Origin of the sequence: Brevundimonas sp. (assembly GCF_029945885.1) — a bacterium.
Taxonomy (GTDB): domain Bacteria; phylum Pseudomonadota; class Alphaproteobacteria; order Caulobacterales; family Caulobacteraceae; genus Brevundimonas.
On the sequence record NZ_JAQSDK010000035.1, the window covers coordinates 36,396 to 48,970 of the forward strand.

Annotated in this window: 10 protein-coding genes; 4 read left to right on the top strand and 6 right to left on the bottom strand. The window is 66.8% G+C overall.

The window, feature by feature from the left end; translation table 11 throughout:
* The coding region (locus PSV00_RS12700) for a copper resistance protein B (protein WP_300447819.1) at positions 1-995 on the top strand (995 nt) is incomplete at its 5' end.
* Positions 996-1,029: 34 nt separating this feature from the next.
* On the opposite strand, the gene PSV00_RS12705 is transcribed toward PSV00_RS12700, so the two are convergent.
* Positions 1,030-1,725 carry a hypothetical protein gene (locus tag PSV00_RS12705; protein WP_300447820.1) on the bottom strand — a complete coding sequence of 232 codons (696 nt, stop codon included), beginning with the start codon at positions 1,723-1,725 and terminating at the stop codon, positions 1,030-1,032.
* Between the two features lie 79 nt (positions 1,726-1,804).
* Between PSV00_RS12705 and PSV00_RS12710 the strand changes: the two genes are divergently transcribed.
* On the top strand, positions 1,805-2,140 hold the full coding sequence (locus tag PSV00_RS12710; RefSeq protein ID WP_300447822.1) for a rhodanese-like domain-containing protein: 336 nt from the start codon (positions 1,805-1,807) through the stop codon (positions 2,138-2,140).
* 98 nt (positions 2,141-2,238) lie between these two features.
* On the opposite strand, the gene PSV00_RS12715 is transcribed toward PSV00_RS12710, so the two are convergent.
* The 4 genes from PSV00_RS12715 to PSV00_RS12730 form a co-directional block, all read right to left on the bottom strand.
* Positions 2,239-3,429 (bottom strand): DUF819 family protein, encoded by a 1,191-nt coding sequence (locus PSV00_RS12715; RefSeq protein ID WP_300447824.1) that lies wholly within the window; start codon positions 3,427-3,429, stop codon positions 2,239-2,241.
* A gap of 231 nt (positions 3,430-3,660) precedes the next feature.
* Positions 3,661-6,837, bottom strand: a complete 3,177-nt coding sequence (locus tag PSV00_RS12720) for a CusA/CzcA family heavy metal efflux RND transporter (RefSeq protein WP_300447827.1) — start codon at positions 6,835-6,837, stop codon at positions 3,661-3,663.
* Positions 6,838-6,850: 13 nt separating this feature from the next.
* Positions 6,851-8,107: an HlyD family efflux transporter periplasmic adaptor subunit gene (locus PSV00_RS12725; protein WP_300447830.1), complete on the bottom strand. Its 1,257-nt coding sequence runs from the start codon at positions 8,105-8,107 to the stop codon at positions 6,851-6,853.
* Positions 8,104-9,375 (bottom strand): TolC family protein, encoded by a 1,272-nt coding sequence (locus tag PSV00_RS12730; RefSeq protein ID WP_300447831.1) that lies wholly within the window; start codon positions 9,373-9,375, stop codon positions 8,104-8,106. The genes PSV00_RS12725 and PSV00_RS12730 overlap by 4 nt, the downstream gene beginning before the upstream one ends.
* A 209-nt stretch (positions 9,376-9,584) precedes the next feature.
* On the opposite strand from PSV00_RS12730, the gene PSV00_RS12735 reads away from it, so the two are divergent.
* Together PSV00_RS12735 and PSV00_RS12740 are read left to right on the top strand one after the other, a co-directional pair.
* Complete coding sequence (locus PSV00_RS12735; protein WP_300447833.1) at positions 9,585-9,797, top strand: hypothetical protein; 213 nt, start codon at positions 9,585-9,587, stop codon at positions 9,795-9,797.
* Positions 9,798-10,177: 380 nt separating this feature from the next.
* Positions 10,178-11,656 carry an AMP-binding protein gene (locus tag PSV00_RS12740; protein ID WP_300447835.1) on the top strand — a complete coding sequence of 493 codons (1,479 nt, stop codon included), beginning with the start codon at positions 10,178-10,180 and terminating at the stop codon, positions 11,654-11,656.
* 12 nt (positions 11,657-11,668) lie between these two features.
* On the opposite strand, the gene PSV00_RS12745 is transcribed toward PSV00_RS12740, so the two are convergent.
* Positions 11,669-12,463 carry a TetR/AcrR family transcriptional regulator gene (locus PSV00_RS12745; protein WP_366944667.1) on the bottom strand — a complete coding sequence of 265 codons (795 nt, stop codon included), beginning with the start codon at positions 12,461-12,463 and terminating at the stop codon, positions 11,669-11,671.
* Positions 12,464-12,575: the final 112 nt, after the last annotated feature.

A 12,575-nucleotide genomic window follows, 5' to 3' on the forward strand; every position in this document is an offset into this window, starting at 1 on the left:
GCCACGATATGTCGGGCATGGGCACGGCTCCGGCCGCGCCTTCGACCGATCCGCACGCGGGCCACGATATGTCGGGCATGGGCACGGCTCCGGCCGCGCCTTCGACCGATCCGCACGCGGGCCACGATATGTCGGGCATGGGCACGGCTCCGGCCGCGCCTTCGACCGATCCGCATGCGGGCCACGCCATGCCGGGCATGGCGATGCCGCCCCGGGTGTCGACAAGTGCCGACAATCCCGGCCGCCCGCCGGAGGATCCGGTTCCGGCGGCGGCCTCAGGCGGCCCCGCCCATGCCGCGGACCTGCTGTTCGATCCGGCGGAAATGGCTGTGGCCCGTCAGCAGTTGCTGGTGGAAAATGGCGACGTCCGGACCACGGCCGTCATCATCGACCAGCTGGAGGCGACGGTCGCCGATGGTGACGCGGCCTATGACTGGAATGCCCAGGGCTGGTCCGGCGGCGATATCAACCGCTTCTGGTGGAAGTCTGAAGGCGGAGGGAGTTTCGCGGACGGGATCGAGGATGCGGAACTCCAGGCCCTGTACAGCCGGGCCGTCCGGCCGTTCTGGGATATCCAGACCGGTCTGCGCCAGACCTACCGGCCGGAGGGTGACCGGACGGACCTGGTGGTCGGGGTCCAGGGGCTGGCTCCCCACTGGTTCGAGGTCGGTGCGGCCGCCTTCCTGTCCAACAAGGGCGAACTCAGCGCACGTGTGGAGGCTGAATACGATCAGCGGATCACCAATCGCTGGATCGTGCAGCCGCGCGCCGAGGTCAATCTTTCGGCCACGGACATTCCGGACCTGGAGATCGGGTCCGGGGTGACGTCGCTGCAGGTCGGCGCGCGCCTGCGCTATGAGATTCGCAAGGAACTCGCGCCCTATGTCGGCGTCGAATGGACCCGGCATTTCGGCGGGACCGCCGACTATCTGGCGGCATCCGGCCAGGGGGCCGAGGAGACGCGTATCGTCATTGGTTTGAGGGCCTGGTTCTAGGACGGGAACAATCCGTCCCGGGATTCGCGGCTGCTCAGCCCCTGGGTCGCGGCAGGGCAAACCTCAGCATCAGCCGGAGCAGGCGGTTGAGGGCCAGCCAGCCGCCGATCACCAGGCCGGTGCCGATCGGGACGATCCACCAGCCCAGGACCTCGCGCGAGTGGGGCATGGCCGCGAAGGATAGTGACCAGGCCCCGGTGTCGTGCAGCCAGAGTCCGGACGCCGGGACGAACAGCTTGCCCACCGTGGCGATGGCGACGATCGTGAGGGCCAGATAGCCGAAGGCAAACACCAGTCCGAGCGCGGTCATGCCCAGCCCTCCGCCGAGGGCGGTGGCCAGCCCCATGAGGGTCAGGCCCGGCCGCAGGCCGTGGCTGGCGCGTTCCAGCAGCGATTCGCTGAGGTAGGCCTGTCCCACGACCCTGGCGGAGCCCAGCTTGCGGATGGCGCTGGCCGCGCGTTGCGCATCATCGCCCGCCTCGGCCGCGGCGCTGTCGGTCAGATGGGCGCGGATTTCCTGGAGGATCTCCTGGCGTTCGCTCTCGCCCAGCGGGGCCAGGACCCGATCCAGCTGCCCGAGATAGGCGTCCAGGGCGGGCAGGGGGGGCAGGGTGACGGTCGGGATTGGCTGGCCTCTCTGGCGGGCCCCGTCTCTGGCGAGGCCCGGTTCCGCAAGCCGGTACCCGCTCGGTCCCGCCCGTTCCCGGGCCCAGGCCTTGACCATTTGCATGGGAATATACAATCTGAATATACGAAACTAACAGGGGCCCGACGGTTGTCGCCGGGCCTGAATCCCGGGGCCGACAGCCATGTTCAACTTCTTCCGAAACGCGGACAACCGGTCGGCGACCATCGTCAAATCGGGGCTTGCCGACGGATCGCTGATCCTCGTCGATGTCCGTGAGGTCGCGGAGTTCAGGGGCGAACGGATCGGCGAGGCCATCAACATGCCCCTGTCCCGCTTTGACCCGCGGGCCCTGTCCAGGGCCGGGGAACCCTCGAAAATCGTCCTTCAGTGTCAGTCGGGCATGCGCTCGATGAAGGCGCTGAAGGCGTGCCGGGCCGCCGGCGTTGAGGTGAACGGCAACCTGGCCGGCGGCATCGGGGCCTGGAAGGCTGCCGGCTTTGTCACGGTGCGCGGCTAACCCCGGCGGCCCCCGAGGCAGGCGCGCTGTCACTCCAGATCGTGCGCCATTTCTGAGGCGGGACCCTGCGGCCGGCCGGGGCGGACGGTCGTGCGGTCTCAGCCGGTGGCGGCAAGCAGGGCCACCATGGCAAACCCCGCATAGGTGCCGACGGCGTTGCCGATGGAGCCGATGAGGATGGCGGGCAGGACGAGGTCCTGTCGACCCTCTGCCTCGGCCAGGACGAAGGCGGTGGCGGAGCCGCCGATATTGGCGCTGGAGGCCACGGCCAGGACGACGGGTTCCAGCTTCAGCAGCCCACCGATGCCGAACAGAACTGTGGCGTGGACGGCGAAGACGATGCCGACATAGGCGAACAGGACGGGGGTCAGGCTACCGGCCGCGACCAGGGCGGCGAGATCGGCATTGGCCCCGACGACGGCGAGAAACAGATAGATGCCCCACAGGCCCAGGGTATTGGCCTGGGCCAGACGCGCCACCGCCGGGACCTGGGCGACGATCAGGGCCAGGGTCGTGACGATCAGAATGGACGGGACGGTGATTCCGCGCGCGCCCAGCCAGGCGGACAACAGGCCCGAGAGCCAGACGGCCAGTGCGGTCAGGGCGAGGGGCACGGCGATGGCCAGCGTGCCGGTCAACGGCGGCCGGGTGTAATCATCGCGGGGGTGTTGATCTGCGACCTGCGCGGCCGGGCGGCCCGGTCTGCCGAACCAGCCGGACTTCAGAAGCAGGGCGGGCAGGGCCAGGGTGACGATGATCCAGACGTCGGTCATGACATTGTCGACCACGGTCGCGGCCGTATACAGGCCGCCGTCGCGGGTGATGTCATAGGCGAGGGCGACCGCGTTGAAATTGGCTCCGCCGCCGGTGTAGGTGCCGGTAAACATACCGGCGAGTGGGGCATGGGCTGCCCCGATCATGCCGGCGATCGGGGTGACGGCGTTGGCGATCCACACACCCAGGAAGGTCCCGAGGGCCCCCAGAAAAAAGGCCCCGATCATGGGGGCTCCGGCCCGCTTCAACGCCCCCAGGTTGACGTCGAGCAGGACCAGAAAGATCGCCGCCGGGATCACATAGGTAAAGACCGGATCATAGACGGGCCCGCCCGAGGCGGCCGGCGGGATGACGCGAAGATTGGCCAGGAGCGCGCCCAGCACGATCACGATCATGGCCGCGCCGAGTTTCCGGAACAGTCCGGTGCGGCCGAGTGCATCGGCCAGGGCGACGATGACAACCAGGACCGTGAGAACGCCCAGCGGGGTTGAGATCAGGGCGGTCGCTGGGATCATCGAACGAGACTAGCCGGATCGAGCCCGGTGGCAATCCTGCTCCTGACGGTCGGCCTCCCGGTGAAGGCCGCCGTCAAATGACCTTCCACCCGGCTGTCCGGGTCCTTGCCGTCGCCGTGGCGGGAAATCCCCGGCCCATCGCTGTGGGTATCGAGGTTTCCCCGCTCGTCATCCGTGAACCAGACGAAGCTGCTGTGGCTCAGACCCGCATGGTCAGTCTGATCGCGGCGGTCATGCATTACTCCGGATGAAGGGAAGACGGGAAAGCCAGCCGGGGCGCCGGCCTGCGGGCCGGGGTGGACGGCCATGCACCAGGCTGTAGAGGGCGGGCAGGACCAGCAGGGTCAGGATCGTCGAGGAGATGATCCCGCCAATCACGACCGTGGCCAGTGGACGCTGGACCTCGGCCCCGGCCCCCACATTCAGCGCCATCGGCACGAAGCCGAGGCTGGCGACCAGGGCAGTCATCAGCACCGGACGCAGCCGTGTGAGCGCGCCCTCGCGGATCGCCTCGCCGAGCGGTTTGCCCTCGGCGATCAGGGTGCGGATGAAGCTGACCATGACCACGCCGTTCAACACCGCAACGCCGGACAGGGCGATGAAGCCGACCGCCGCCGAGATGGACAGCGGTAGACCGCGCATGGCCAGGGCCGCGACGCCGCCGGTCAGGGCGAGAGGCACCCCGGAGAAGACGATGGCCGAGTCCTTGACCGACCGGAACAGGGCGAACAGCAGGCCGAAGATCAGCAGCAAAACCACCGGCACGACCAGTTGCAGTCGTTTCGCCGCCGAGATCAGTTGCTCGAACGTGCCGCCGTAGCTGATCCAGTATCCGGCGGGGACGACAACCTCGGCTCCGACCTTGTCTTGCACTTCGGCGACGAACGAGCCCAGGTCGCGGCCTCGCACATTGGCCGTGACCACGACGCGGCGCTTGCCGTCCTCGCGGCTGATCTGGTTCGGGCCTTTCTCGACGACGATGGTCGCGATCTCCTCGAGCGGCACGAAAGCCGTGCCTCCGGCACCCGGCACGGGAATGCGCAGCCGGCCCATGGCTTCGGTGTCCTGCCGCAGCGTCTCGGGCAGGCGAACCACCACATCGAAGCGCCGGTCGCCCTCGAACACCTGTCCGGCGACGACGCCGCCGATCGAGGTCGAGACGACTTGCTGGACGTCGTCCATGCTGATGCCGAGTCTTGAGAGGGCGGCGCGATCCGGTCTGATCTGGAGCACCGGCAGGCCGGTGACCTGTTCGACCGAGACGTCCTGGGCCCCCTCGATGTCACCGATCACACCTTCGACGGCATTCCCGACTTCCAGGAGCTGATCCAGATCGTCACCGAACACCTTGATGGCCACGTCCGCACGAACGCCGGAGAGGAGTTCGTTGAACCGCATCTGGATCGGCTGGGTAAACTCGTAGTTATTGCCCGGGATCAGGGCGACAGCAGCCCGCATCTCCTCCAGCAGTTCCGCCCTGGGTTTTCTGGGATTGGGCCAGTCGGAGCGGTCCTTCAGCATGATGAAGGTATCGGCGACCGAAGGCGGCATCGGGTCGGTCGCCACCTCGGCGGTGCCGATCTTGGCCACGACCCGTTCGACCTCGGGGAACCGGGCGATCCGGCGTTCCAGCGCCGTCTGCATCTGCACGGCCTGGCTGAGCGAGGTGCCCGGAATGCGGAGGGCATGCATCGCGATGTCGCCCTCGTCGAGGTTCGGGATGAACTCCGACCCCATCCGGCTGGCCCCCAATGCCGCAATGGCGACCAGGGCGACCGCCACGGCGACGAAGGCCACGCGAAGGCGCAGGGCCGCGTCCAGAGCCGGCTGATAGAAGCGCCGGGCACCGCGCATCACGAAACTGTCCTTTTCCTCGACCTTGCCGGTGACGAACATCGCCACGGCAGCGGGGACGAAGGCCAGGGACAGAACCAGGGCGAAGGTCAGGGCCATGACGACGGTGATGGCCATCGGGTGGAACATCTTCCCCTCGACCCCGGTCAGGGCGAAGATCGGCACATAGACCAGGGTGATGATCAGCACGCCAAACAGGGACGGGCGGATCACTTCGCCGGAGGCCGAGGCCGCGAGGGCGAACCGCTCATCGCGATTGAGCAGTCGCCCGACCCGATGCTGCGCCTCGCCGAAGCGGCGCAGGCAGTTCTCGACGATGATGACGGCCCCATCGACGATCAGGCCGAAGTCGAGCGCGCCGAGACTCATCAGGTTTCCCGACACTCCGGTCCGCACCATGCCGGTGATGGTCATCAGCATGGTGATCGGGATGACAGCGGCGGTGATCAGGGCCGCGCGGATATTCCCCAGCAGCAGGAACAGCACGACGATCACCAGCAGCGCGCCCTCAACGAGGTTCTTCTCCACGGTGTGGATCGCCCGATCGACCAGATCGGTGCGGTCATAGACGGGGACGGCGCGCACCCCCGCCGGCAGGGCCTTGGCGGCCTCATCCAGTCGGGCGGCAACGGCTTGAGCCACGGCGCGGCTGTTCTCGCCCACCAGCATGAAGACGGTGCCCAGCACGACCTCCCGGCCGTCCTCGGTCGCGGCTCCCGTGCGCAGTTCCTCGCCCATCAGCAGGTCAGCCACGTCGGCGACCCGGACGGGGACACCATTGCGGTTGGCGACGATCACGGCCCCGAGGTCTTCCAGGCTTTCGGCCTGACCGGGCACCCGGACGAGATACTGTTCGCCGTAGCGTTCGACATATCCCGCGCCGACATTGGCGTTGTTGCGGTTCAACGCCTCCACGACCTCGGCCATGGTCACGCCATAGGCGACCAGCCGGTCCGGCCAGGGCGTGACGTGATACTGCCGCTCGAAGCCGCCGATGGTGTTGACCTCGGTGACGCCGGGCGTGCTGCGCAGTTGCGGCCGGATCACCCAGTCCTGAAGCGTGCGCAGGTCCTCGGGTGTGTAGAGTTCCCCGTCGGGCCGGCGCGCACCGCGTTCCGCCTCGATCGTATACATGAAGATTTCGCCGAGCCCGGTGGCGATGGGACCGAGTTCGGGGGTCAGTCCTTCTGGCAGTTGACCGCGGGCAGCCTGAAGCCGCTCGTTGACCAACTGGCGTGCGAAATAGATGTCGGTACCGTCGTTGAAGACGACCGTTACCTGGCTCAGCCCGTAGCGTGAGACCGACCGGGTGTATTGCAGACCGGGGATGCCGGCGATGGCGGTCTCCACCGGGAAGGTGATCCGCTGTTCGGACTCCAGCGGCGAGAAGCCGGGGGCCTCGGTGTTGATCTGGACCTGCACATTGGTGATGTCCGGCGTGGCGTCGATGGGCAGGCGCTGGAAACTCCAGGCCCCTACGGCACAGGCCAGGACGACGAGGGCCATAACGACCCAGCGGAAGCGGATCGACAGCGCGATGATACGTTCAAGCATGATGATCCCGCCCCTAGTGATCGTGGCTCGCGCCGGACTTCTCGACGTCCGCGCGGATCAGGAAGGCACCGTCCACCACATAGTCGGTGCCCGGATCGATACCGCCGAGGACCTCGGTCCACTCCGGCGTGCGGCGGCCCAGTTCCAGCATCCGTACCTCATAGGTCGTGCCGAAGCGGGCATAGACCACGGTGAAGTCGCGGAACGGCTGGAGCGCCTTGGTGCGCACCGCCAGGGGAACCTGCCCGCTGCCGACCTGGACCTCTCCTGACACGCCAAGGCCCGGCCGCCAGATGCCGCCCTGGTAAGGCAGGTCGACGTGGGCGATCAGAACCTGGCTCGTCAGGCTGGACGAGGGCAACACCGCCTCGATCCTGCCGTTAAAGGTGTAGTCCCCGGCCAGACTTTTGACGGTGACCGGCTGACCTGCCCGCACACGCTCGGCATCGCGCGGATAGAGCAGGAACTCGGCGTGCAGCCGGGTGGGATCGCCGATCATCAGCATGGGTTCGCCGCCGCCGGTGATCGAACCGACGTTGACGTTCTTGGCCACGATCATGCCGGAGATCGGGGCGGTAATCGCATAGGTCTGCAGGCTCTCGCTGGACTCGACCCGGGCAATGACCTGCCCGCGTGAGACCCGCGTTCCGAGGCCGACACTCAACGCCATGACCCGGCCGGGATAGCGGGCGTGAACCTCGGCCTGGCCTTCGGGTGTGATCTCGACCCGCCCCGTCAGGGGCAGGGTCTCGCCGAGGGTCGCAGGTCCGGCACGCTCGACCGTCACGCCCCCGGCGCGCGCCGCGTCGGCCGTGATGGTCGTGCGCCCTTCATAGGACTCGTAGCTCCAGCGGTGCTGGCGTCCGGCATGGGTGGCGGCGACCGTCACGTCAAAGGAGTGGGGTTCGAACACTACGCCCGGCGCCGCGAGGTAGTCGTTCTCGGCGGCGAAGACGAACCGGTTGGTTATAGGCCCCAGTCGCCCGAGCGTGATGGCGGCCTGAACCTGACCGGGGTCGACCGGTTTGTCCTTGAGGTAGGGGTAGAGTCGGAACAGCGGCTCCGGCCCATCCTCATAGATGGTGACCTCCAGCGCGAAATCACCGTCGCGAAGCAACCGGCCGCGATGGGGGCCACGCTCATAGTCACCGGCCGCCACCTCGCCTTCGGCCTTCTCCGTCGAACCGCCCGAGCCGCAGGCTGAGACGAAGACGGCAACGGCAAACAGACTGACGGCGATGATGCGCCGTGATGGGGTGTGACGGGTCATGAACGGATCTCCAGGCCCAGCAGGGGGGCATGCGCGCCGGTCAGCCGATCAAGGCGGGCGCGATCAATGTGGAACTGTTTGAGAACGGCGACGCGCCGGGCCCGGGTCGCGAGCAGCGCGGTCTGGGCGGAGATCACATCATTGTAGGTGAAGCCGCCGCGCGCGAAGCCCTGACGAACGAGTGTGACCGCCCGTTCGGCCTGGGGCAGGGTTTCCTCGGCGATGCGGCGCGCCTCGAGCGCCCGTGATGCGAGGAGCACCTGAAGCCGGGCGATCTCGCGTTCCCGGTCCTGCCGGAGCGCCGTCATATCCGCCTCGGCGGCGATGCCTTCGAACCTGGCGCGCGCGATGGCCCCCTCGTTGCGATCAAAACGGCCGAGGGGAATGGACCCACCGACCACCAGGCCGAGGTCCTGTCCCTCCCAGAAATGCCGGACGCCGACGCTGACGGTGGCGTCCGGCATGGCACGCGCCTGCTCGACACGAACCCGGGCCCGGGAAACATCGCGCTGCGCGGACAGAACCGCGAGATCGATTTCAGAGACCGGACCGGCGACTTCACGCGCGGCGCGGGTGTCCTCGAAATCGGCAGGATCGAGCGAGAAGTCGGGGGCTCCGATCCAGAACCGGCCCAGTGTCGCGCGAGCGAGTCGCGCCTGGATCCCGGCCTGGTCGAAATCGATCTGGGCCTGCGCCAGTTCGGCCTCGGCGCGGGCCCCCGCGAACAGGGGGTCGCGAGCCATGTTCACACGCCGCTGCACCTCGGTGTGGAAGCGTTCGGCCAGATCCAGACGTTCGCGGGCGATTTCGAGTTCGGCCTGGGCGGCAAGGGCGTCGGCCCATGCGCGCTGCACCTGCTCAAGCCGGTCCAGTCTCCGAATGGCGTCTTCGGCCCGAACCATGGCCGCTTCACCCCGGACAAGGTTGACGCGCGCCGGTCGGTCGCCGCCCCGTTCGAACCGCTGCTCGTAGGACAGGGTCGTCTCGGTCCGGTCGATGATGTTGCCCCCGCCCAGCGTTGGCAGGTTTTCGACCATCAGCCCCAGTGTGGGATTGGGGCGGACATCGGCCTGACGCACAGCGGCGTCGCCGGCGCGGGCGCGGGCTTCGCCGCCGGGCAGGGCGGGATCCACCTCGGCAGCACGGGCCAACGCCCGTTCCAGGGACAGGGAAGGCATGTCCGGTGCGACGCTTGCGGACTGCTGCGCCATGGCCGGATAAGACGGCAGAGCCGCCAGTGAGAGCGCCAGCGCCGAAACGGTCGCCATACGCGCCCACGATCCGGCAGAGCCGGCATTCGGGGTTTTCAAGGGTGTCTCCGGGAAACAGATTGCGCGCGCAGCCTTTCGGCTGCGCAGGTTCAGACGACCGTGCGCATCCGTTTCGGAGGGTATTCGGGCCCGTCGCGACCGAGGCCCGCCAGGGCCGGATCGGACCCGGGAGACCGCAGGGCCGATGTCGACGACGGTTCCGTCACATGTCGACCGAGCGCCGGCAGCGCGACATGGACGTCGCCGCCAGCGTGATGATGATGATGGCCGACCGGAGGCGCACCGTCCGCATCCGGATTGATGCCCGTGTCGGGCATTTCGTCCGGAGCCACATGAACGTGAACCGTGTGATGGTCGTCATCCACCTCGCCCAGGGCGACGGAGGGCCAATCAGCGGCGTGGCCGAGAGCATGCTGTGACTGCGACAAGCCATGCATGTTCATGGCCGCCAACAAGGCGACGCACAGACCGATGCAGAAATGGCGAAAAGCGTGCGGCAAGATCGAGGCTCCCGTCGCCCGTTTAGCTTTCAACCTGGCGGCACACAAGGCTGCCGCAGGTCCCGTCGACTGGTTGCGAGAGTGTCTCCTCCCGGTGATCACGCGAGGAGAGAAATGCTGGCGGAGCGACGATTTCCGGGCCTTTCGGCTTCGTGCGGACCGCGTCACAGCAACATCACCACACCTGCGGCCTCTTTTCATTCATTTATCACTAAGTTAATGAAGGGGTTTGTTTGGCAGTGTGTGCCCGCTCCGGAAGTGGAGCGCCGCCATGCTGGCAGGGAGGCTTCGCCGTTATCATGTCGACATATCCGGTCCCGCTCAGCGCCATTCTGGCCCATCATGCGCGCCAGGCTCCCTCCCGGTCAGCGCTGGTGCAGGATGGGGTCGCCGTCAGCTATGGCGAACTCGACGTCCGGTCGAACCGTCGGGCACGGCTCCTGGCCGCGCACGGAGTCGGCCAGGGGGATTTCGTCACCGTCGCCCTGCCCAACGGGCTGGAGTTCTACGAGACGATCTTCTCCCTCTGGAAGCTCGGTGCAATTCCCAACATCGTCGCCGCCAGGCTGGCCCGGCCGGAAATGGAGGCGATCGTTGATCTGGTTCGTCCCAAGCTGTTCATCGGTACGCCGCCGTCCACTGAGGTGGCGGCGCTGCCGGCAGGTTCAGTGCCCACGGACGCCCATTCGGCGGACGTCCTGCCCCTGGTGATTTCGCCCCACTGGAAGGCCATGACCAGCGGCGGCTCCACTGGCCGCCCCAAGGTCATCGTTGACGCCATGCCGGCAGCCTGGGATCCGACCGAGGGCTTCCTGAACCAGCGGCCCGGCGACACCATCCTCAATCCGGGTCCGCTCTATCACAACGCCCCGTTCCACTGCATCACCATGGGGATGTTCGTCGGGGCAACGATCATCGAGATGGGTCGGTTTGATCCGCTTCGCGCGCTCGAGTTGATTGAGGCGCATCAGGTGAATTGGGTCACTATGGTGCCGACGATGATGCAACGCATCTGGCGGCTGGGCCCCGATGCCCTGTCGCGTTTCACCCTGCCAAGCCTGCGTATGGTGCTGCATATGGCGGCTCCCTGTGCCCCCTGGCTGAAGGAGGCCTGGATCGACTGGCTGGGGGCCGACCGGGTCTGGGAATACTACGGGACGACCGAGGGGACGGGGTCGACGATTATCTCCGGCACCGACTGGCTGGCCCACCGCTGCTCTGTCGGTCGCGTCCGGGACGGCTATGCAGTGAAGATTCTCGATGCGGAGGGTCAAGAGTGCCCGGTCGGCGAGGTCGGGGAGGTCTTCTTCCGCCCGCAGGGCGGTGCCGGATCAACCTATCATTATCTGGGCAGCGAGGCGCGACGCATCGGCGAGTGGGAAGCGCCAGGGGACCTGGGCAGTCTCGACGGGGACGGCTACCTGTATCTGTCCGACCGGCGCAACGACCTGATCATCTCGGGCGGGGCGAACATCTACCCCCAGGAAGTCGAGGCCGCTCTGGACGCTCATCAGGGGGTGCGGAGCAGCGCGGCGATCGGCCTGCCCGACGAGGAGTGGGGCGCGCGCGTCCATGCGATCGTTCAGCCGGTCGAGGGGGTTGCGTTGGACGAGTCGGCGCTGCTCGCCTTCCTCGCCGAGCGCCTGACGCGGTACAAGCTGCCCAAGCAGATCGAGTTCACGAATGAGCCCCTGAGGGATGAAGCCGGCAAGGTGAGACGCGCCGCCCTGCGTCAGGCACGGCTGGGCGATCCCATCGACCCTGAGGGAAAGGCGTGAACCAGTCAGTGCCTATTGGTCGGCAGGTTTCGACCGCCCGGTTTTCTTCGCCTTCGGTCGGGCGGGACTGGACGGTTTGCGGTTGTAAAGGGCGTCGAAGCCGCCAACCATAAAGGTCACGAAGCGGTCGCGAACCGCTTCGAAATCGTCAGAGGTGCACAACTGGTCGGACAGTCGGTCAATGCGTCCGGTACGGGACAGGACCAGGGTGTAGGCCCCTGAGGTGAACTGAAAGCTCCAGAAGAGGTCTTCCGGATCCGCGTCCGGCAAGGCCTTCTTGAGCAGGCCGATGAGGCGCAGGACCAGGGGGTCGAAATAGGTGTCCATCTTTTCGGCACCATAGCCGGGGGCATTGTTGACCTGGGCGAAGATGCGCCCGAAATTTCGCCAGCCAGCGTCGCCGTTGATGTAGACGTCGAATGCCCCGTCGTAATAGGCGCGCAGCACCCCGTCGATGGTGGGGTTTTCCCCCACCTCCGCCTCATAGGCGTCGAGTCCGGCAGTCCGGACTTCCACCGCATACTGGACCCGGCGTTCGAACACGGCGTCGAACAACGCCTGTTTTCCGTCGTAGTAGTAGTGGATCAGCGCCGGGTGAATTCCCATCTGATCGGCGACATCCTTGATCGTGATTCCGAAATAGCCGCGCTGAGAGAACAGGTCCTCGGCTGTATCGAGAATGAGTTTGACACTCGCGGCGCGCTGCTCGGCGCGCGTGCGGCGCCCTTTGACCTTCGGCGCTGCAGCCATCCTCTTTGGTCCTCCGAATCCTTTATTTACGGGCGGCGTTGCCAGCAAACCGAGCAATTGACGATGAGGCAGCCCCTTGCTCGGGTCAAGGACGCAGGGCGTATTGCTTTAGTCGCAAACTAATGAGCTTGACGAGGTTCATTCATTCAGTGCTAAATAAACGAACTGG

Bases quoted from the DNA above. Each gene is read 5' to 3' on its own strand.
- PSV00_RS12705 (WP_300447820.1), bottom strand. From the start codon at position 1,725: ATGCAAATGGTCAAGGCCTGGGCCCGGGAACGGGCGGGACCGAGCGGG.
- PSV00_RS12720 (WP_300447827.1), bottom strand. From the start codon at position 6,837: ATGCTTGAACGTATCATCGCGCTGTCGATCCGCTTCCGCTGGGTCGTT.
- PSV00_RS12730 (WP_300447831.1), bottom strand. From the start codon at position 9,375: ATGGCGACCGTTTCGGCGCTGGCGCTCTCACTGGCGGCTCTGCCGTCT.
- PSV00_RS12740 (WP_300447835.1), top strand. From the start codon at position 10,178: ATGTCGACATATCCGGTCCCGCTCAGCGCCATTCTGGCCCATCATGCG.
- PSV00_RS12735 (WP_300447833.1), top strand. From the start codon at position 9,585: ATGTCGACCGAGCGCCGGCAGCGCGACATGGACGTCGCCGCCAGCGTG.
- PSV00_RS12710 (WP_300447822.1), top strand. From the start codon at position 1,805: ATGTTCAACTTCTTCCGAAACGCGGACAACCGGTCGGCGACCATCGTC.
- PSV00_RS12715 (WP_300447824.1), bottom strand. From the start codon at position 3,429: ATGATCCCAGCGACCGCCCTGATCTCAACCCCGCTGGGCGTTCTCACG.
- PSV00_RS12725 (WP_300447830.1), bottom strand. From the start codon at position 8,107: ATGACCCGTCACACCCCATCACGGCGCATCATCGCCGTCAGTCTGTTT.